This window comes from Enorma timonensis (assembly GCF_000321165.1).
In the GTDB taxonomy this organism is placed as follows: domain Bacteria; phylum Actinomycetota; class Coriobacteriia; order Coriobacteriales; family Coriobacteriaceae; genus Enorma.
Genome location: NZ_CAPF01000004.1, coordinates 1 through 20,851 on the forward strand (window position 1 = coordinate 1; position 20,851 = coordinate 20,851).

General features: G+C 69.3%; 14 protein-coding genes, 1 tRNA gene and 1 pseudogene. 11 read left to right on the forward strand and 5 right to left on the reverse strand.

Annotated features, from left to right (window positions below; genetic code table 11):
• Positions 1–268: 268 nt before the first annotated feature.
• Entirely contained in the window at positions 269–2,863 is a 2,595-nt protein-coding gene (locus BN423_RS00160) for an FAD-dependent oxidoreductase (RefSeq protein ID WP_019238260.1), read from the reverse strand.
• A 134-nt stretch (positions 2,864–2,997) separates the two neighbouring features.
• On the opposite strand from BN423_RS00160, the gene nudC reads away from it, so the two are divergent.
• Positions 2,998–4,101, forward strand: a complete 1,104-nt coding sequence (nudC, locus tag BN423_RS00165) for an NAD(+) diphosphatase (RefSeq protein ID WP_019238261.1) — start codon at positions 2,998–3,000, stop codon at positions 4,099–4,101.
• Positions 4,088–4,936, forward strand: coding sequence for a sirohydrochlorin cobaltochelatase (locus BN423_RS00170; RefSeq protein WP_232385445.1), 849 nt, complete (start codon positions 4,088–4,090; stop codon positions 4,934–4,936). Before nudC ends, BN423_RS00170 begins: the two co-directional genes overlap by 14 nt.
• Positions 4,937–4,982: 46 nt before the next feature.
• On the opposite strand, the gene BN423_RS00175 is transcribed toward BN423_RS00170, so the two are convergent.
• On the reverse strand, positions 4,983–5,621 hold the full coding sequence (locus BN423_RS00175) for a M15 family metallopeptidase (RefSeq protein WP_019238263.1): 639 nt from the start codon (positions 5,619–5,621) through the stop codon (positions 4,983–4,985).
• A gap of 379 nt (positions 5,622–6,000) precedes the next feature.
• Between BN423_RS00175 and BN423_RS00180 the strand changes: the two genes are divergently transcribed.
• The 7 genes and pseudogenes from BN423_RS00180 to murJ all read left to right on the forward strand — a co-directional run bounded on the left by BN423_RS00180 (position 6,001) and on the right by murJ (position 14,755).
• On the forward strand, positions 6,001–6,696 hold the full coding sequence (locus tag BN423_RS00180; protein ID WP_019238264.1) for a response regulator transcription factor: 696 nt from the start codon (positions 6,001–6,003) through the stop codon (positions 6,694–6,696).
• Positions 6,697–6,779: 83 nt separating this feature from the next.
• Positions 6,780–7,793 carry a sensor histidine kinase gene (locus BN423_RS10980; RefSeq protein ID WP_051031320.1) on the forward strand — a complete coding sequence of 338 codons (1,014 nt, stop codon included), beginning with the start codon at positions 6,780–6,782 and terminating at the stop codon, positions 7,791–7,793.
• Positions 7,794–7,815: 22 nt separating this feature from the next.
• Positions 7,816–8,013 (forward strand): annotated as a pseudogene (locus BN423_RS11045) (ATP-binding protein); the annotation flags it as partial.
• A gap of 120 nt (positions 8,014–8,133) precedes the next feature.
• Positions 8,134–11,001: an excinuclease ABC subunit UvrA gene (gene uvrA / locus BN423_RS00190; RefSeq protein WP_019238265.1), complete on the forward strand. Its 2,868-nt coding sequence runs from the start codon at positions 8,134–8,136 to the stop codon at positions 10,999–11,001.
• Positions 11,002–11,159: 158 nt separating this feature from the next.
• A complete protein-coding gene (gene ybaK / locus BN423_RS00195; RefSeq protein WP_019238266.1) occupies positions 11,160–11,648 on the forward strand; it encodes a Cys-tRNA(Pro) deacylase in 489 nt (162 codons plus the stop codon).
• A gap of 152 nt (positions 11,649–11,800) precedes the next feature.
• Positions 11,801–12,937 (forward strand): C40 family peptidase, encoded by a 1,137-nt coding sequence (locus tag BN423_RS00200; RefSeq protein WP_019238267.1) that lies wholly within the window; start codon positions 11,801–11,803, stop codon positions 12,935–12,937.
• A 90-nt stretch (positions 12,938–13,027) separates the two neighbouring features.
• Complete coding sequence (murJ, locus tag BN423_RS00205) at positions 13,028–14,755, forward strand: murein biosynthesis integral membrane protein MurJ (protein ID WP_019238268.1); 1,728 nt, start codon at positions 13,028–13,030, stop codon at positions 14,753–14,755.
• A gap of 285 nt (positions 14,756–15,040) precedes the next feature.
• Here murJ and BN423_RS00210 read toward each other — a convergent pair whose 3' ends face one another.
• Positions 15,041–16,246 carry a DegT/DnrJ/EryC1/StrS family aminotransferase gene (locus BN423_RS00210; RefSeq protein ID WP_019238269.1) on the reverse strand — a complete coding sequence of 402 codons (1,206 nt, stop codon included), beginning with the start codon at positions 16,244–16,246 and terminating at the stop codon, positions 15,041–15,043.
• A gap of 45 nt (positions 16,247–16,291) precedes the next feature.
• Positions 16,292–17,536 carry a carboxylate--amine ligase gene (locus BN423_RS00215; RefSeq protein ID WP_019238270.1) on the reverse strand — a complete coding sequence of 415 codons (1,245 nt, stop codon included), beginning with the start codon at positions 17,534–17,536 and terminating at the stop codon, positions 16,292–16,294.
• A 244-nt stretch (positions 17,537–17,780) separates the two neighbouring features.
• On the opposite strand from BN423_RS00215, the gene BN423_RS00220 reads away from it, so the two are divergent.
• The gene (locus BN423_RS00220; RefSeq protein ID WP_019238271.1) at positions 17,781–19,526 is read left to right on the forward strand and encodes a hypothetical protein; all 1,746 of its coding nucleotides are present in this window, start codon (positions 17,781–17,783) and stop codon (positions 19,524–19,526) included.
• A gap of 70 nt (positions 19,527–19,596) precedes the next feature.
• Here the strand turns inward: BN423_RS00220 and BN423_RS00225 are convergent.
• Positions 19,597–19,671: transfer RNA gene (locus tag BN423_RS00225), tRNA-Thr, on the reverse strand.
• Positions 19,672–19,804: 133 nt separating this feature from the next.
• Between BN423_RS00225 and BN423_RS00230 the strand changes: the two genes are divergently transcribed.
• Entirely contained in the window at positions 19,805–20,776 is a 972-nt protein-coding gene (locus BN423_RS00230; protein ID WP_019238272.1) for a lipid II:glycine glycyltransferase FemX, read from the forward strand.
• The last annotated feature ends 75 nt before the right edge of the window (positions 20,777–20,851 follow it).

Genomic DNA, 20,851 nt, shown 5'->3' on the forward strand with positions numbered 1-20,851 from the left:
CGTCCGGGGTGCTCTCGGCGCAGCCGGCGAGCAGCACGAGGGGTGCGGCGGCAGCGATCAGCGCGCCGCGTCGCGAGACGGGCGCCTCCATCCAAGGGCTTGTCATGTCCTCGGTCTCCTTCCCATGGGTCGGGGTCGCGTCGAAGGCGGGGCGGGCGAGGGAGCGGGCGAAGCCAGCGGGGCGGGCGCGAGTCAATCGAACCCGTCCCCACTGACTCAGTGAGTCAAATGAACCCGTCCCCAATGACTCAAACCCGTCCCCAATGACTCAGCAGGTGGCGCCGCCCACGACGGTCTTGTTCAGGATGGCCTCCTTGTCGATGGGCGCGGTGAGGAGCTTCTCCTGCACGTAGTCGAAGCCCAGGCGCGCCACGGTGTCGGCGAAGCGCTCGCCGCTCACGCCCTCGTCGCGGAAGAAGAGGATGGCGCGCTCCACGACGTCTATGACCTCGTCCTCGCTCGTGAAGATCTTATCGAGCGCCCGGCCGTGCGCGGTCTTCTTGCCCCAGCGCCCGCCGATGTAGACCTTGTAGCCCACGAGGCCCTCGGTGACGGCGCCGAAGGGGCAGCTGCCCACGCAGCGCCCGCAGTGGTTGCACAGCGTGCCGTCGATGGTGATCTTGCCGTCCGGGCCGATCTGCGCGTCGCCCATGGGGCAGGCGTTCACCACCTGGCAGACCTTGCACCCGCGGCACTTCGCGATGTCGATCTGCGGGATGCGCTGGCCTACGATGCCCAGGTCGTTCAGGTCCGGCTTCACGCACATGTTGGGGCAGCCGCCCACGGCGATCTTGAACTTGTGCGGCAGCTCGACGCCGTGGTAGCCCACGTAGAAGCGCTCGTGGAGCTTCTCGGAGAGGTCGAAGGTGTCGATGAGGCCGTACTGGCACGTGGTGCCCTTGCAGGAGACCACCGGGCGCACCTTCGAGCCCGTGCCGCCCGCGTCGAGGCCCCGGTCCTGGAGGAAGGCGATGCAGGCTTCGATGTTGTCGTAGGGCACGCCCTGGATCTCGAGGGTGAGCCGCGTGGTCATCGTGACCTCGCCCGAGCCGAAGCGCTCGGCGGCCTCGGCCACGGTCTTCTGCTCCGCGCTCGTGAGCTTGCCGTTGCGCGTGATGACGCGGACGTTGAACACGTCGTCGAAGCGCTTGTCCTGGAGGCACCCCAGGCCCTTCAGGCGCTTGATCTCGGCGGCGGGGAGCTTCTTGCCCGGCTTGCGCGGCACCTTGACCTCGTTGAACGTCATGCCGCCCTCGAGCACGCGCGTGGCGGTGTAGCCCGCGGCCTTGAGGCGGTTCTGCGCGAAGTAGCCGCGCTTGCCCTTGGCGCACACGAGCAGAAGCTTCGCGTCGCGCGGGACCCCCTCGATGCCGTCGGCGCCGATCTTGGCGAGGTCGACCCAGGTGGCGCCGGGGATGGTGGGCTGGGGCAGCACGTCGATGACCTCGTAGCCGGCCGCCTCGCCCGCGGCGTACTGGGCGGGGGTGAAGGTCTCGAACGCGCCCGCGAGCTTGTTCTCGAGGATGTAGCAGGCCGTCACGAGCGGATGGATGGCCGTCGAGAAGGGCGGCGCGTAGGCGAAGTCCATGAGGTCGAGGTCCTCGAGCTTGAGCTTCTGGTAGATGGCCGTGACGGCGATGTCCACGACCTTATCGACCGCGCCCGCGCCGAAGACCTGCACGCCCAGGATCCGGTGCGAGGGCGCGTCGGCGATGAGCTTCAGGAAGAAGCTCGAGGCGCCGGGGTAGTAGTGCGCCTTGTCGTCCAGGATGGCGACGATGCTCGCGGGCTCGAAGCCGGCTTGGCGCGCCTGATCCTCAGTGAGGCCGCAGCGGCCGCCGTTGAGCGCCGCCCCGAGCTTCACCACGCCCGTGCCGAGCACGCCGGGGTAGGGCGTGGGGGTGCCGGTGAGGGTCTTTGCGAGCGCGCGGGCGGAGATGTTCGCCGTGGAGCCCATGGCGCTCCACTGGGGCTCGCCCGTGATGGCGTTTCTCACCTCGGCGCAGTCGCCCGCGGCGTAGACGTCCGGGAGGTTCGTCTGCATGTACTCGTCCACGAGGATGCAGCCCTTGAGCATCTCGATGCCGGAGCCCTCGAGCCAGGCGGTGGCGGGGCGGATGCCGATGGCGAGCACCACGATGTCCGCGGGCAGCGTCCCGTTCGGCGTCTCGACGCCCACAGCGCGCCCGGCGGCGTCGCCCTCGCCGGCGCGGATGCCGGTGAGCGGGGTCGAGGTCATGATGCGCCAACCGGACGCCTTGAGCTGGCGGGTCGCCCACGCGGCCATCTCGGGGTCGTAGGCGTTCGGCATGATCTGGTCGGCGGCGTCGATGACCGTGATGGAGAGGCCGCGCGCGGCGAGGTTCTCGGCCACCTCGAGGCCGATGAAGCCGGCGCCCACGACGACGGCCGAGCGGCAGCCGTTCGCCTCGACGTAGGCGCGGATGCCCTCGGCGTCGTCAGGGGTGCGCACGCAGAACACGCCGGCGAGGTCCGTGCCCGCGACCGGGGGCACGAAGGGCGCGGCGCCCGTGGCGATGACGAGCTTGTCGTAGGGCTCGCTGCCCACGGTGCCGTCCGCGCGGCGCACGGAGACGAGCTTCGCCTGCGCGTCGAGGCCGGTGGCCTCCACGCCCGTCTCCACGTGCACGCCGGTGAGGCCCTCGTACTTGGCGGGCGTGTTCACGATGAGCTCGTCGCGCGTGGCGATGCCGCCGCCGATGTAGTACGGCAGGCCGCAGCCCGCGTAGGAGATGTCCGCGTCGCGCGTGATGACGCGCACGTCTGCGGAGCGGTCGCAGCGCTTGATCTTCGCCGCCGCCTTGGTTCCGGCGGCCACGCCGCCGACGATGAGATAGTTCATGCGAGCTCCCTTCTGGTGCCGGGGCATGCGCCCCCATGACTGCATCCATCATAGGCCTTGTCGGATGCGCCTGCGGCCGCCGCGGGTGATAAAATCCAGACAGGCTGGTTTTTATCATTTTGGAGGGAGCGCGCATGAGGGTGGATCTGGACGATGCGGCGTTCATGGCGAGCCTGCCGCTCGCGCAGTCGGTGGTCGACTACGATGTGGAGCGCCGCGGCGAGGAGGGGCTCATCGAGCGGTTGCTCGGCGAGGCGGAAACGCGCGTCCTGCTCGTGAACGGCGGCATGGTCGCGGTGCCCCGGCATGCGGGCGACGCCGCGCCCGGCGCCCTCTTCTGCTTCAACGACCCGGCGGCCCCGCGCCCGGACGCGACCGTGCCGGAAGGATCGCTCTCGCTCGCCCTGCTCACGGGCGCTGAGGTGCGCGATGAGGCGCTGCGCCCCGGCGCGCTTGCCATCTACCTAGGCGTCGACCGCACGACTGACCCCGCCGTGCCCTACCTCGCGCTCGACATCGCGCGCCCCGCGCCCGCGGTGAATGCTGCGAACGTGAGCGCCGACCAGGGCATCGACGGGTCGAGCGACTCGTTTGCCGCCCGTGCGCTCCGCGCCTTCGACTGGGTCGAGCTCCGCGAGTTCGCGCCCTGCGCCTCGGCGCTCGAATCCGGGCTCGCCACGACAGCGGTGGCGCTCGCCGCCTGGCACGCGAACCAGCGCTTCTGCCCGGCGTGCGGCGCGCCCGTCCGCCCCGTCCTCGCCGGCTGGGCGCAGGCCTGCACGGGGCGGGGCGAGGAGCGCCGCCTGCTCTTCCCGCGCATCGAGCCCGCGGTGATCACCGCGATCGTGGACGATGACGACCGGATCCTCTTGCAGAACAACGCCGCGTGGCGCCGCGGCTTCTTCTCGGTCTCCGCGGGCTTCGTCGAGGCGGGCGAGAGCCTGGAGCACGCGGTGCGCCGCGAGGCGCGCGAGGAGGTGGGCGTCGAGATTGACGAGGTGCGCTACCTGGGGTCGCAGTCCTGGCCGTTCCCGGCCTCCATCATGCTCGGCTTCCGCGCGCACGCCGTGGGCACCGAGGCGCGCGTCGACCACGAGGAGGTGGCGAGCGCGCGCTGGTTCACCCGCGCCGAGCTCGCCTCCGCCGTCGCCGCGGGCGAGCTCGAGCTGCCCGGCCGCGCCTCCATCGCGCGCCACATGATCGAGCAGTGGTACGGAGGCTCGCTTGAGCAGGGGTGATGCGGCGCCTGGGGTACCCAGGGCGCGCGGTCGGCAGGGCGCCCCGGCGCCCCGGCGCGGTCTCGTGATCGCGGGCTACGGGACGGCGTCGGCCGCGGCGCGCGAGCGCGACCTCGAGCCCTTCGCGCGTGCGGTCGAAGGGGCCTGGCGGCGCGCGCACCCGGGGTGCGGGGCGGCTGCCGTCGAGGCCTATGTGAGCGACCCCGTCCGCGCGAAGCTGGCGCGGGGCGGGGTCTCCGCCTTGAGCGTGGATGACGCGCTCGCCGGCCTGCATGCCCAGGGCTGCACGGAGGTCGACATCGCGACCTCGCTCATCGTGGCGGGCGAATCCTTTGCGCGCCTTGCTGAGGCCGCCTGCCGCTGGGCGCCGCGCTTCGAGCGCCTCCACCTCGCGCGGCCGCTGCTCGACGGCCCGCGTGACGCGCGTGTGCTCGCCGCGGCGCTCGCGGACCGCTGCGAGGCGTGCGCGGGACGCGTCGTCGTCTGCATCGCCCATGGGGCCGCGGGCGCAGGGGAGCGGGCGTACGCCCTGCTGGGGGAGGCGCTCGCGGGGCTCGGCCGCGCGGACGTCCTCTTCGGTCAGATGCACGGCGCGCCCGGTTTGGACGAGGTGCTCGCGCAGGTTGCGGCCGGCGCGCCGTCCGTGCGCAGCGCGCTCCTCGTCCCCGTTATGGTCGCCTGTGGGGCGCACGCGGCGCGCGAGATCGCGGGCGCGGATGAGGCGAGCTGGGCGTCGCGCCTCCGCGCGGCGGGCATCGAGGTCGCCGTGGCGCGCGCGGGTCTGGGGAGCATGTCCGCCGTGCAGCGCCTCGCCGTCGAGCATCTGCTCGGGTAGGCGAGGGCGCCCTTGGGCTCGGCCATGGGAGCGCTCGCACGCGGCATTACGTGCGCGCGAGGTATTCCTCGAGCGTGATGCCGCTCTGCCAGATGGCGGTCGCATCCTCGACGCCCACATAGCGATAATGCCACGGCTCGAACGAGATGCCGGTGATGTCCGTCTTATCCGACGGATAGCGCTGGATGAAGCCATATTCGTGGGCATGTTCCGCAAGCCAATCGTAGAGCCCCTCATTGCCGAGGGCGTCGTTGATGTCGACGGCGAGCCCGAGCTCGTGCTCGCTCGTGCCGGGCTCCGCGACCCATCGGCGAGCCTCCCGTTCGGCTGCTTGCGGCGCGAGCCCATCGCCCTCATACGACTCGATCCGGTCCTCGAGGATCTGCTCCTGGTCATCACGGGTGCGGAAGCCCGAGCTCACGCAGGGGGTGTATCCCGCTGTGCTCGCTGCGCGGAAGAGCTCCTCGAGCGGCTGGGCAATGCGCTCGTCGACGCGTTGCCCGTTCGAGAGCTCGACCGTCGAGACGGTGAAGTCGTCGGGCAACGGGTGCGTGGAGTTCACCAACGTGAGGTTCCAGGGCAGGTTGTCCGTTTCGAAGTCGCGCGGTGCGGTGAAAGCCGTGAGGTCACGCGCCAGGAGGGCGAGCACCGAAAGAAACGCCACTGCCGCGAGGACGGCCAGCACCGCGCGCCTACGGCGCCGGCGGGCCGCGCCGCGCGGGAGCTTGGATTGGGCGCGTCGTGCCGACTGTACGGGATGGTGCGGGCGTGGCGGCGAATTCCGCACTGCACGGTTGGCGGCAGCCGGTTGCGCCAGGGAGGGATTGCCGGCATGCCGGCGCAGTGCTCGAGCGCGTCGAGCGTCGGGGATGTTCGCCATGGGGATGTGCTCCCTTCATTTGATGGGGGGGTGAGCGCTGCGGCGGCGCTTGCGCCATCGTAGGCGGCGTGCGCCTTGGGCATCCCATGGCGAATCCTTGCCTTTGGTTATCTAGACCTTACCGATTCCTTATCTCTGCCACGCCGCTCTCTGGCCAGGCTGTTTCGTCGGTACAATGGGCGCTATGGACGGAACCAAGACCATATTGGTCGTCGATGACGACCCTGCGATCGTCGAGCTCGTTGCCGAGACGCTCGAGTCCGCCGGCATGCGCGCGGTGCGGTGCCTTGATGGCGTCGCGGCGCTCGACCGACTCGAAGCGGGTCGCATCGACCTGGTGATGCTCGATGTCATGATGCCGGGGCTTGACGGCTACGAGGTCTGCTGCCGCATCCGCGCGCGGTCGCATGTGCCGGTGATCTTCCTCTCGGCAAAAGACGAGGAGCCGGATAAGGTGGTCGGCCTCATGAGCGGGGGCGACGATTACATCACCAAGCCGTTCTTGCCCCGCGAGCTCGTTGCGCGCGTGAAATCGTGTTTGCGCCGCGCCTCATATGCGCTCGGCGACGCGGCTGCCGATACGCTCTATTGCCGCGGCATCGAGATCGACCGCGCGGCGCATACGGCGCTGCTCCATGGATGCGCCCTTACCCTCACGCCCAAGGAGTTCGATGTGCTCGCCTGCCTGCTCGCGGCGCACGGCCGACCGGTGAGCACGCGCGATCTCTACCAGGAGGTTTGGGGGGAGCGATACCTGCCGGGAAGCTCGAATTCCGTGATGGTGCACATCCGCCACCTGCGCGCCAAGTTGGCTTCCATCGACTCGGAGCAGACCTTCATCGAGACGGTGTGGGGCGTTGGCTACAAGATCGCGCCGTAGGACGATCCGCGGGCGCGGTATCGGGCGGGGCGATTCCGGGGGCGCTGCCGCTGGGGGCGTCCCAAGACAAGAAAGGGATGCAGATGAAGACGATGCAGGGCGTGCGCACGCGGCGGCACGACATCGCCGGCTTGCTCATGGGTTTCGCTGCGTTCACCGTCGCGTTCTGTGCGCTGGTGCTTGTGGCGCGCGAGCTCATCTGGCCGCCCCTTTCCAGCGTCATCGCCGACGTGACCTCGGTGTGGGTCGAGGTGCCCGAGGAGTCGGCCGACCTGTATCGCATGCTCGGCTATCAGGAAGGCTCCCGCTCGAACGGCATGCCGCAGTTTCGCGACCTCTCCGATTACCGCGCCATCGCCGATTTCATTCAGGGCCCCGTGGTGTGGGGTGCGTACGCCGCCGGTATCGCGGCGGTGGCCGTCTGGTGGACGGGCAGATGCGCCCATGCGGTGGATGAGGTTACGTATGCCGTCGCGTGCGTCGCCGATGGAGACGCTGCCGCGGAGCTCCCGCCGGGGCTCGCAGATGTTCAGCGCGAGTTCGCCCGTCTGAGAGAGCGGGCTCAGGCGGATGCGCGGGCGGTCCAGGCGGCCGAGGCCCGTAAGAACGAGCTGGTGGCATATCTCGCGCACGACATCAAAACGCCGCTGACCTCGGTGATCGGCTACCTGTCCCTGCTTGCCGAGGAGCCTGGCCTGTCGTCCGCGCGCCGCGAGCGCTATGCCCGCGCAGCCTTCGAGAAGGCCGAGCGGCTCGACGCCATGATGGACGAGTTCTTTGAGATCACGCGCTACAACCTGGGGGCAATTCCCATCGAGCGCGTGCAAACCGATGTGAGGACGCTCCTCGAGCAGCTCGTGGACGAGTTCTACCCCGTGGCGCAGGCGCGCGATGTAACGATCGAGCTGGATGTGCCCGATGGCTTCACGGCGTTCATCGACCCTGAGAAGATGGCGCGCGTGCTGGGGAACCTCATGAAGAACGGGCTCGCCTACGCAGATGCGGGGTCGACTCTATCATGTGGCATGTGCGCTCTGAACGCGTGGGCTCGCCTACGCAGATGCGGGGTCGACGCTCGTATGCCGGGCGCACGCTGAAGGGGAGCGCGCCGCGTTCGCAGTCGAGGATACGGGGCGCGAGATCTCGCCCGTGCACCTAAAGAGCATCTTTGAAAAGTTCTACCGTGCGGACGGTGCGCGTAGCGGCGGCGGCGCAGGCTTGGGGCTCGCTATCGCGAAGGAGATCGTCGAGGCGCACGGCGGATCCATCGAGGCCTCGAGCACGGAGGGCGTCACGACATTTACCGTGAGCGTCTAGCGGCGGGCCTCCCGCCCCATCGAACAAGGCTTGGACGAATCGTGGCGGCCGCGGCAGGCCGGGGCGGCCCGCACCCGCTGCGCTAGAATTAAGGGTTGCCATCTATGAAACGGAGCAACCATGTCCGATTCGTCCATCGTCATCCGCGGTGCCCGCGAGCACAACCTCAAGGACATCGACGTCGAGATCCCGCGCGACGAGCTCGTCGTCATCACCGGCCTCTCCGGCTCGGGCAAGTCGAGCCTCGCCTTCGACACCATCTATGCCGAGGGCCAGCGCCGCTACGTGGAGAGCCTCTCGAGCTACGCGCGGCAGTTCCTGGGCCAGATGGACAAGCCCGACCTCGACTCCATCGACGGCCTCTCGCCGGCGGTGTCCATCGACCAGAAGACCACGAGCAAGAACCCGCGCTCCACGGTGGGCACGGTCACCGAGATCTACGACTACCTGCGCCTGCTCTTCGCGCGCATCGGCACGCCGCACTGCCCGGAGTGCGGACGCGTCATCGAGCGGCAGACCACCGACCAGGTGGCCGACAAGATCCTCGAGGCGGGGCAGGGCCGGCGCGCCTTCGTGCTCGCGCCCGTGGTGTCCGACCGCAAGGGCGAGTTCGCCAAGCTCCTCGACGACCTGCGCTCCGAGGGCTTCTCGCGCGTGCGCGTGGACGGCGAGGTGCGCAGCCTCGATGAGCGCATCGAGCTCGACAAGAAGTTCCGCCACACCATCGAGGTCGTGGTCGACCGCATCGTGATCCGCGAGGGCTCCGTGGGGCGCATCGCGGAGGCCGTCGAGCAGGCGACGAACCTCGCACACGGCCGCGTGGCCGTCTACCTGCTGCCGGACCGCGACGCGCCGGAGGGCACGGAGGGCGAGCTCCTCACGTACTCGCTCGCGCTCGCCTGCCCCGAGCACGGCCATTCCATCGACGACCTGCAGCCGCGCGACTTCTCGTTCAACGCGCCCTACGGCGCCTGTCCCGAGTGCGACGGCCTGGGCTTCAAGAAGGTCGTGGACGCCGAGGCGCTCATCGAGGACCCGTCGCTCTCCATCGAGAAGGGGGTCTTCGGCAGCTTCTTCGGCAAGTCGAACTACTACCCGCAGATCTTCCGCGCCCTCGCCAAGCACCTCAAGGTCGATCCCGCCACGCCCTGGCGCGACCTGCCCAAGCGCGTGCAGCGGGTCTTCCTCGACGGCCTGGGCGACAAGAAGATGCGCGTGGACTATCACACGCAGGACGGCCGCGACACGCACTGGTTCACCAAGTACTCCGGCGTGCGCAACATCCTCTACGAGCGCTACATCGAGACGACGAACGAGAACACGAAGGCCCGCCTCGAGCGCTACATCCGTGAGGAGCCGTGCTCGGCCTGCCACGGCGCGCGCCTGCGCCCCGAGATGCTCGCCGTCACGGTGGGCGGCAAGTCCATCTACGAGGTCTGTTGCATGAGCTGCCGCGAGTCGCTCGCGTTCTTCGAGGGCCTCGAGCTCACCGAGCGGCAGGAGTTCATCGGCGGGCGCATCGTGAAGGAGATCCTGGAGCGCCTGCGCTTCCTCGTGGACGTGGGGCTCGACTACCTCACGCTCGACCGCGCCTCGGCGACGCTCTCCGGCGGCGAGGCCCAGCGCATCCGCCTCGCCACGCAGATCGGCGCGGGGCTCATGGGCGTCCTCTACATCCTGGACGAGCCCTCCATCGGCTTGCACCAGCGCGACAACGAGCGGCTCATCGCCACGCTCGAGCGCCTGCGCGACCTCGGCAACACGGTTATCGTGGTCGAGCACGACGAGGACACCATCCGCGCGGCGGATTTCGTGGTGGACATGGGTCCGGGCGCGGGCGAGCACGGCGGCGAGGTCGTCTGCGCGGGCACGCCGGAGGACATCATGGCCTGCCCCGCCTCGCTCACGGGCGCCTACCTCACGGGCAAGCGGATGGTCCGCCTGCCCGAGGAGCGCCGCAAGCCCGGCCGCGGCGCGCTCGTGATCCGCGGGGCGCGCGCGAACAACCTGCAGAACGTCACGGCGAAGATCGAGTTCGGCACGTTCACCGTGGTGACGGGCGTCTCGGGCTCGGGCAAGTCGAGCCTCGTGACCGATACCATCGCGCCGGCGCTCACGAACGCAATCCACCACTCCGCCCGCCCTGTGGGGCCGTACCGCAAGCTCGAGGGGCTCGAGGAGATCGACAAGGTCATCGACATCGACCAGTCGCCCATCGGGCGCACGCCGCGATCGAACCCCGCCACCTACATCGGGCTCTGGGACGACCTGCGGGCGCTCTTCGCGAGCGTGCCCGAGAGCAAGGCGCGCGGCTACAGCCCTGGGCGCTTCAGCTTCAACGTGCCCGGCGGCCGCTGCGAGGCGTGCAAGGGCGACGGCCAGATCAAGATCGAGATGCACTTCCTGCCCGACATCTACGTGCCGTGCGAGGCCTGCGGCGGCAAGCGCTACAACCGCGAGACGCTCGAGGTCACCTACCGCGGCAAGTCCATCTCGGACGTGCTCGACATGTCCGTGACCGAGGCGCTCGCGTTCTTCGGCAACATCCCGCAGATCAAGCGGAAGCTGCAGACGCTCTACGACGTGGGCCTGGGCTACGTGCGCCTGGGGCAGCCCGCCACGACGCTCTCGGGCGGCGAAGCGCAGCGCGTGAAGCTCGCCAAGGAGCTGCACCGCCGCCAGACGGGCAAGACCTTCTACATCCTGGACGAGCCCACCACGGGCCTGCACTTCGAGGACGTGCGCCAGCTCATCGATGTGCTGCAGCGCCTCGTGGACGCGGGGAACACCGTGCTCGTGATCGAGCACAACCTCGACGTCATCAAGGTGGCCGACCGCATCATCGACCTGGGTCCCGAGGGCGGCTCGGGCGGCGGGCGCATCGTGGTCTCGGGCACCCCGGAGCAGGTCGCCGCCTGCCCGGAGAGCTACACGGGCCGCTTCCTCGCGCCCATCCTGGAGCGCGACCGCAAGCGCCAGGCGATGTAGCGAACGGGCTGGCTGGATGGGTTGGTTGGGGACGTGTTCCGTTCAACCCATTCGGGAACGGTTGGGGTCGGCCGGCGCCGCCCTCCAGCGAATGGGTTGAACGGAACACGTCCCCAACCAACCCATCCGACCCGCACCCGCGACCCTTGGGAGTGATGATGGCGAAGCGCGAGAAACTGCAGAAGACGAACGCGATGCGCGAGCTCGACCGCGCGGGCATCGCCTACGGGGTGCGCACCTACGAGGTCGACGAGAACGACCTCTCCGGCGTCCATGTGGCCGAGCAGCTGGGCGAGGAGCCGGGCCAGGGCTTCAAGACGCTCGTCTGCGAGGCCCCGGGCGGCGGCCACGTGGTGTGCTGCATCCCCGTGGCCGAGGAGCTCGACCTGAAGCGCGCCGCGCAGGTGGCGGGGGAGAAGACGCTCTCCATGATGCACGTGCGCGACCTGGTGCCCGTGACCGGCTACATGCGCGGCGGCTGCTCGCCCGTGGGCATGAAGAAGCGCTTCCCCACGCTCATCGACGAGACCTGCGAGCTCTGGGACGAGATCTTCATCTCGGGCGGCCGGCGCGGGCTGCAGCTCGTCATCGCGCCCGACGACCTCGTGGCGTTCACGGGCGCGACGGTCGCCGCCATCACGCGGTAAAGCAGCTGCGAAACGCGGCTCGCACCGCCCTGCAGCCCCGCGCTTCTGTGTAGGTGCTCTGGTTATCGCTTGGAGAATCGCTGTGGCCGGTGGCCGCATTTTTCATGGTTGCTATAGTTTATGCGTTCGAGCGAACGAGAGGATTATCCCGCATGCATTTGAAGCGATTCTCATCCGCCGTCGCCATCTTCGTCTCGGCCGTGCTCGCCCTGGGCACGTTCCCCTTGGCGGCAGGCGCCGTGCCATCGAGCGAGCTGCAGGATCAGGTCGATGCGGCCTATGCCACGCTCACCGAGTACTCCAACGAGCTCGAGACCGCGAACAACAAGCTCTATGAGCTCCAGCAGGACCTGGACGCCACGCAACAGGAGATCGACCAGGCCGAGCAGGACATCGCCGAGCTCGAGGAGAAGCTGGCGGACGGCCAGGAGCGCCTCGCGGAGCGCCTTGCGGAATCGTACAAGCAGGATTCCTCGGGTAGCCCGCTCTCCGTGCTCGTGGGCGTCTCGGACTTCGAGGAGCTCGTCACGCAGCTCTACTACGCCAACCGCATGATCGACTACGACTCCGAGCTCGTCGAAGAGGTCAAGGCCACGCGCACCGAGCTCCAGGAGCGCCGCGACGAGCTCGCGGAGCAGGAGGCGGAGCAGCAGCGGCTCGTGGACGAGCAGAAGCAGACGAACGCCGAGATCGAGAGCAAGGTCGCCGAGCAGCAGGCCTACTACGAGGGCCTCGACAGCCAGCTCCAGGCGCAGCTCGCCGAGGAGGAGGCGCGCCGTGCGGCCGAGGAGGCCGCGCGCCTGGCCGCCGAGCAGGAGGCGCAGAACAACGCCCAGAACAACACCGATACCGGCAGCAACGGCGGCGACAACGGCGGCAGCACGAATACCGGCAACACGAACTCCGGCAGCGCCCCCACGAGCGTCGTCGACGTCGCCCTCGCCCAGGTGGGCAAGAGCTACGTGTGGGCCGCCGAGGGGCCGAACGCGTTCGACTGCTCGGGCCTCGTGACCTACTGCTACGGCCAGCTCGGCTACTCCATCGTGCACTACTCCCAGGGCCAGTACAACCTCGTCGCGAGCCTGGGGCACCTCGTGTACGACACCGCCTACCTCAAGCCGGGCGACCTCGTGTTCTGGGGGTACGGCGGCAGCGGCAGCGCCATCTACCACGTGGGCATCTATATCGGCGGCGGCCAGTACGTGCACGCCTCCTCGCCCGGCGTGGGCGTCGTGGTGAGCACGCTCTACACGGGCGGCAACTTCGCGGGCGGCGGCTCGCCGGTGTAAGCCGCCGCGCGGGCGTGGTGCCCGAAGGCGATTCGATGCGGCGCCTCCGTGGACGCGGGGGCGCCGTGCTATCTAGGAAGGTCGTGAAGGATGTCAGAGCTCGAGCGAGATGATGCGGGGAACCGGCGCGCGCAAGATGCCGAGATGCCCGTGATCGCGGCCGACATGCCGTCCGTCGCGCAGCCCGTCGACGAGATGCTTCCCGGCGAGGAGAGCGAGGAAGAGGTCGAGGAGCTCGTATCGCGCAAGGCGAACGGCGCGAGCCTGCTCGTGATCGTGAGCCGCATCACCGGCTTCGGCCGCACGATGGCGCAGGCAAACGCGCTCTCGGGCGCGCTCATGTCGGTCGCGAGCTGCTACACGGTGGCCTCGACGCTCCCGAACGCCCTTTACGAGCTCGTGATGGGCGGCATGCTCATCACCTCGTTCCTCCCGGTGTACCTCTCCGTCCGCGGCCGGCTCGGGCGCGAGGGCGCGGCCGCGTACGCCTCGAACCTGCTCTCGCTCATCCTCATCGTCATGGGCGTGCTCTCCGTCATCTGCCTCGTCTTCGCCGTGCCCATCGTGTGGACGCAATCCGCCGGTGCGGACGAGGCGTTCGATTTCGACCTCGCGGTGTGGTTCTTCCGCTTCTTCGCGTTCGAGGTCATCCTCTACGGCATGTCGTCGGTCATCTCGGGCGTCCTCAACGCGGAGCGCGACTACCTGTGGAGCACCGCGGCGCCCATCGTGAACAACGTCATCACCATCGCATCGTTCACGCTCTACGCCTTCCTCGTGCGCGGCGGCATCATGGGCTGGCGCGAGGGCCTCATCATCCTGGCGATCGGCAACCCGCTCGGCGTGGCCGCGCAGGTGATCATGCAGCTGCCCGCCCTCAGGCGCCACGGCGTGCGCCTGCGCCTGCGCGTGGACCTGCACGACCCTGCCATCCGCGAGACGCTCACCATCGGCCTGCCCACGCTCATCGTCACGCTCTCGGCCTTCCCCACGAACGCGGTGCAGTCGTCGTGCGCGCTCCAGGTCACCCCGAACGGCGCGGCCATCTCATACTATTCGCGCGTGTGGTACGTGCTGCCTTATTCCATCCTCGTGATCCCCATCACCACGGCGATGTTCACCGAGCTCTCCAACTTCCGCGTCGCGGGGCGCATGGACGCCTTCCGCCGCGCGGTGACCTCGGGCATCCGCAAGGTCGCGTTCACCTCGATCCCCTGCATGATGCTGCTCATGACGTTCGCGCCGTACCTCATCGCGGTGCTCGGCGGCCTCGACGCGGAGGACGCCGCGCTCACGGCGACCTACCTGCAGGTGCAGTCCCTCGCGCTGCCGCTCTACGGCATCTCGACGTACCTGCAGAAGGTGTGCTCGTCGCTCATGCGCATGAAGATCTACGCGATCGCGAGCCTCGTGGCCGCCGTCGTCCAGGTGGTGTTCTGCCTCGCGCTCACCCCGCTCTACGGCCTTTACGTCGTGCCCCTGAGCTCCACGTTCCTGTTCCTCGCGGTGGACGCGATCTCGCTCGTGTCCATCCGGCGCGAGGTGGGCGCGTTCGGTCTGCGCTCCGTGATCGCGCCGTGCCTGCGCGCGGCGGGCTTCGGCCTTCTGGGCTCCGCGGTGGGCTGGGTGGTGCTCCAGGCGCTCACCATGCTCATGGGCTCCCCGAGCGGCACGCTCCAGGGCCTCGTCTTCGTGGCGGCGGCCGGCGTGCCGGCGATCATCGTGTCGTTCGGCCTGCCCTATGCGCTCGGCGTCTCCGAGGCGCCCTTCTTCGACGGGATCTTCGGTCGCATCGCGCGCCTGGTCAAGCGCGGGTAGGGGTTTCGGGCACGTCGGACCCGCAGCCAAGCGCGCTCGCACCCGCGGCTAAGCGCGCTCGCGGCGGTTTTCAGCGCTATCGCGAGGGCCCGGCGCGGCCTGCGAATCCCAAAGTGCGCGAAACGAGCGTTTTATAGGCACCCCCTCAAGTAGCCAGAGGGTGTGCGCTAACAAAAGCGCAGGTAGCCGAGTCGCCGTTTTTTCGGCTACTCGGCTACCCCCGTATAAACCGCTCGTTTCGCGTCATTTGGGAAGCGCGACGGCGCTCCGCCCCTCGATATGGCGCTATGCGCGGCGCTCGACGTGGCGACGGACGATTGCGACGGCCTCGGGCAGGCGCGCGATGTCGATGTCGGTGGGGAGCCCCACGACGCCGCCGTAGCGCGCGCGGAACGCCCGGTACCTCGGGTCCTCCTTCGACATGCCGTAGGCGGAGAGGTCGAGCGCGCCCGGGTAGAACGGCATGCGGTACCAATCGACGCAGTACAGGCCGGAGGCGCGCAGCTCGGCGATGAGGGGGTCGGCGGCCTCCTCGCTCGGCAGCACGATGGGGAAGCGGATGAGCGACTGGTCGCGCGCCGCACCGTATACCGCGCCCGGGATCTCGAGGCCGTCAAGGTTCCCAAGCTCCTCGAGGTAGCCGCGTGTCCATTCCCTGCGGCATGCCTCGTCCGCGTCGAGCGTGGGGAAGGCGTCGAGGATGCGCTGGGCGATCCGCGGGCTCGGGAGGTAGCCAGGGTAGGGGAGGCGCCCGGCGCGCTCCATGTCAGCCACGGGCGGCTCGAGGCGCCCGCTCGCCGTGAGGCGCGCGCGCAGGGTGCGGCTCAAGCCGTGCGGAAGGTGCGCGAGCACGCGATTTTGCAGGCTGTAGTGCTGGGCGGCGGCGTCGATGCGACCCGGGAGCGGCTGCAGCGCGTCGAAGGCACGCGTGAGCGCATCGTAGAGCGCCTGGTCCTCCATGCCCGGGTTCACCCAGATCGCGCCACCGAATCCCACGCCCAGCTGCTTCTCGATACCGATCGAATGGATGGAGATGTCGGCGAGCGGGGCTCCGGAGGCGTCGCGGGCCATGCGGGCCACGCAGTGCGCGCTGTCCTCCACGTAGAGCGCGCCCGCCGCATGCGCCTTCGCCGCGCAGGCGGCGCTCTTCGCCTCGTCGATCATGCCATAGGAGTGCTGGTCGATGACGGCGCGCACGGCACCGTCCAGGGCGAGCGCCTCGGCGTCGACGGTGAGGGTCGCCGGGTCGATGTCCGCGTAGCTCGGCGTGAGCCCGGACGAGGTGATGGAGTCGACGGCCGTGCAGCCCGTGAAGAGGGTCGTGACGACGCGCCCGTCACCGCGCTCCTCGCGCAGCGTGCGGAACACCTCGCGCATGCCGTAGCGCGCCTTGAACACGAGGTGCCAGTCCCGGGCATGCGTGCCCGTGCGCCGGGCGAACGCCTCGCGCAGGTTCCAGAGGGCGTCGGTGGTCTCATGCTGCTGCGGCATCGCTTGCATCCTTTCGTCTGGAGCCGCGCCCCGGCGGCCGGGGTGCTAGAACGAGGTGTCGGTCGCCTCGGGGTAGTAGCGCGCGAACTTCCTGATCTGGTTCTTCTCGGTGAGCTCGACATCGATCATGCGGCGCAGCCCGCGGTCGGCCGCGTAGCGCTGGGGATCGAACACGCGCTTGCGCAGGATGAGGTCGTTCACCTCGGCGAGGAGCTCCTCATCGCGCACGTAGCGGCGCAGGAGCGAGAGCGGCACGAGCGTGTAGAGGGCGGGCGCCCCCGCGATGCGCACGTCGTCGTCCGCCCCGTCGATCGCGTCGCGCACGAGGACCTCCATGGGGTTCACCCCGCCCGCGACGTTGTAGTAGGAGTTGCGGCCCATGCGCGGGTTGCAGTCGAGGAAGATCTCGCGGCCCGTGGCGGGGTCGCGCTTCACGTCGAAGTTCGCGAAGCCGCGGTAGCCGGCGTCGGCGAGGAGCGCGGCGGCGCGCCTCCAGAGCTCGGGCTTCTCGCGGATGACCATGGCGACGGGGTTGCCGAGCATGGCGGGCGCGTGGTCCTCGAGGAGCACCTGGGCGGCGCCGAGCAGGCGCGGCTCGCCGTCGCGGCCGATGTAGAGCGTGAGCGAGTCCATGTAGGTGTCGTCGCCGCCGATGAGCTCCTGGACGAGGAAGTCGCCCGCGAAGCCCGAGGCGCGCAGGTCGCGCCAGAGCTCGTCGAGTTCGGCCTGGGCGGTGATGTAGTAGACCTTCTTGAAGCCCTTGAGCAGGGTGTCGTAGTACCCGGCGGACACGGCCGGCTTGGCCACGACGGGGAAGGGGATCTGCGAGGGCGCGATGGGCTCCGTGCCGGCGAGGCGCACGACCTCGGTGCGCGGCGCCTCGAGCCCGTGCTCGCGGCAGAGACGGGCGAAGGTGCCCTTGTCGCACACGGCGTCGAACGCCGCGCGCGGCGGGATGGTGCACGAGACGTACGTCGGCAGGTCGCCGTGGATCTCCTCGAGGGTCTCGATGAGCGGGTCGGTGTTCGCGACGAGCACGATGCGCCGCTCGGGGAAGCGCGCGTGTACTGCCTCGAGCCCTTCGAGGAGCGGGCCTGCGGCATAGGCGTCGATGAGGTGGGTCTCGGCGATCTTGGAGTGGACGATCGCGCCGATGAAGCCCGGGCCCATGGCGATGCTCTTCACGCCGAACGCCTCGTGGAACTCGCGGATGAGCGCGTAGGACCCGATGTCGCCGCCGAGGACGACGGGGATGAAGTCGGTGCGCGTGGGCGTTGCGGATGCAGGCATATATGTCTCCGGAATCGGTTGGGTGCTCGTTCGGGCGGCGCGCGGGAGCTCCCGCCGGCCGCGTGGTCACGGGCGATTATAGCCCACCGGCACGGCGCTGCGGGAATTACCCGAATCCTCCAGAGAGGGGAGGGTGCGCGGGGAGGGCGCGCGGCTCCGATGCGTCCCACGCGGCGATAGCGCGCCGCCCGCGCCGCGGTGTCCGCGTGGTGTTGTATGATGCGGGTGGACGAAAGGGGTCGCCATGGCAGAGATCGGCAAGCATGTGAAACCCATCGAGCGCGCGCAGGACGAGCCCACCGCGGCGAGCGCGCGCACCGTGGCGGCATGCCTCGCCGTCTCGGTGGCCATCGTCGCGCTCATCTGCCTCGTCCAGGTGCCGAAGTACGCCATGCCGGACGATTTCATGCAGGACCTCTACGCGCGCGGCGCCTACCTCGATACGCCCGGCTTCCTCATGCTCTACTCGCTCGTGGGGTTCAGCGCGCCCATCTCGTGGCTGTACGCGCTCCTGCCCGCCGTGCCGTGGTATCCCGTGGCACTGCTCGGCCTCATCGCCATCTCGTTCGCCGCGGTGGGGGTGACGGCGGTCTCGGCGCGCGTTCCCGCACCGCTCAAGGTGTTCCTGGCGCTCGCGCTCGCGCTCTGCGAGGTCATGGTCACGGTGTACCTCACGTACACGATCGTCGCGTTCATCGCGTGCGCGGCGGGCGTGGTGCTCGTGCTGCGCCGCGCGGCCTTCTGCCGGCCACGGGGGTTCCGCGCGTCCGACGTCCTCGCCTTCGCGCTCATCGTGGAGGGCTTCTCGCTGCGCCCGGAATCGGGTGCGGCGGCCCTCGTGCTGTTCGTGCCCTTCCTGGTGTGGGCGCTCGCGTGCAACCGCAACGCGCGGACGATGGCCTTCGCCGTCGGCGTGGTTGCGGCCATGGGGCTCTCGTACGCCGCTGGCCAGGTGGCCTGGCGCATCACCCCGGGCTGGGAGGAGTTCCAGCAGACGTTCAAGGCGGCCCAGGCCGTCGCGGACTATCCCGTGGTGGACTACGAGGACGTGCAGCAGGTCGCGCCCGAGCTCTCGCAGACCGACGTGGACATGATCTACGAGTTCATCTTCGTGGACGCCGACACCTATTCGCTCGAGACGTTCCAGGCGCTCGACGGGGTGGTCGAGGGTTACGGCCTCGCGACGATGCTCGCGGGCATGGTCGCGCGCGTGTCGTTCACGGCGTTCGCCTTCGGGCTTCTGGTGGTGCTCGCCGCCACGGCGGGCTTCATCTGCGCCGCTAGGCGCCTCCCCGCGGGGGCGTGCGCGGTCGCGTGGGCCATCCCCGCGCTCGCGCTCGCCGAGTTCCTGCTCATCTTCCTCAGGGCGCGCCTCAAGATCCACGTGTTCCTGCCCGTCTTCATCGTGGCGCTCTTCGCCCTCGTGGTGTGCTGCCTCATCCCGGCACGGCGGGGCGGCGACCCGCGCGCGGAGCGCCCGCTCGGCGTCTTCCTGGGGCGCGTGGTGCCCGCGGCCGGCGTGCTCGCCTACGCCGCCGTCCTCGGCCTCTTGTGGGTCACCTACGTCCGGCCGCTGCAGGCGTCGCTCGGCAACGAGCTCACCGCGAACACCGAGGCGTACCTCGCATCCCATGAGGATCAGCTCGTGCTCTTCACCAACACGCAGGGCATCGTCATGAACGACGACATCTTCTCCTTCGACGCCTGGCGGCAGCCGGACAACGCGGTGTTTATCGGCGGCTACGAATACTACACGCCCTCGTGGGAGACCTTCCTTACGCGCGAGGGGCTCACGCGCGACGGCTTCTTGCTCAACCTCATCGACAACGACGACATGGTGACGGCGAGCTACCCCGAGCAGGCGGAGCTCATCGCGACGTACCTGAGCGAGCACAGCGGGCAGGCGGTCGAGGCCGAGCGCGTGGAGACCCTGGGCGAGACGACCTCGGGCGACGAGGACGTGTGCATCTGGCGGTACCGCACGGCGTAGGGCGGGCGAGCCCCGCGCGGCATGCCCTCGGCGCATGAAAAAAGCCGCCCGGAGGCGGCCAGCTGAGCGATGGAGCCGATGGCAGGAGTTGAACGCTGCATCCCCGGAAAACGAGACCGGTGCTCTAACGTTGAGCTACATCGGCGTGTGCAACTGCTCATTATACCTAAGCCCCGCGCTCGCGCAATATGTAAAAACACCCCAGGGGTTATTTTACATGCGCCCGCCTGGGGCAGCATGGTAGAGTAAGCGGTTGAAATCGAGGAAAGGCAGAGGTCATGGTCGAATACCGCGAGGTCACGGACGAGCGCGCATGGGACGAGCTCATCGAGGCGCATGCCGGCCACCCCATACAGGCATGGGGCTGGGGCGAGCTCAAGGCGCGCACCGGTTCGTGGAGCGCCCGGCGCATCGTGGTCGAGCGCGATGGCGCGTTCGCGGGCGCCGCGCAGGTGCTCGTGCGCAAGCTGCCCTGGCCCTTCGGCCATATCTGCTACGCCCCGCGCGGCCCGGTGGCCGATTGCGTGGAAGACGTCCCGCAGGTCGCGGACGACATCGCGGCGTGGTGCAAGGCGAACGTCTCGGCCGTGTCGCTCAAGATCGACCCGGCCATCGCCCCGGGCGCGGTCGAGCTCGGCCGCGGCTGGCAGCCGTCCGAGCAGATCGTGCTGCCCCGCACCGCGGCGATCGACCTCGCGCCCACGGAGGACGAGATCATGGCCGGCCTCCATTCCAAGAAGGCGCGCCAGTACATCCGCAAGGCGGGGCGCTCCGGCGTCACCGTGCGCCGCGCGACCGCGGCGGACCTCGATGCGATCATGGACATCTACCACCACACGGCGGACACGGACGACTTCGCCCTCCACTCCGACGAGTATTACCGCACGGCGTTCGAGGCGTGCGCCGACGTGAACCAGGTGTTCCTCGCCGAGATCGAGGGGCGGCCGCTCGCCTTCCTGTGGAACATCGCCACCTCGGGCACGGCCTTCGAGCTCTGGGGCGGCGTGACGGACGAGGGGAAGCGCCTGCGCGCGAACTACCTGCTCAAATGGCAGGCCATCTGCACCGCGAAGGAGTCGGGCAGCGCGCTCTACGACCTGAACGGCCTGCTCGAGGGCGGCGTGAGCACGTTCAAGCTGCTGTTCGCCGGCGAGCCCACGGTGTGGATGGGTGCGTACGACCGCCCGCTCTCGCCGCTCTACCGCGTGTGGGACGCCGCGCTCAAGCTCTATCGCCGCCTCTTCAAGTAGCGCGGGGCCGTCGATGCGACGCGATGGTTCCATGAGCGACCCCATGCGCCCGGCCGGCGCGAACGGGGACGCGGG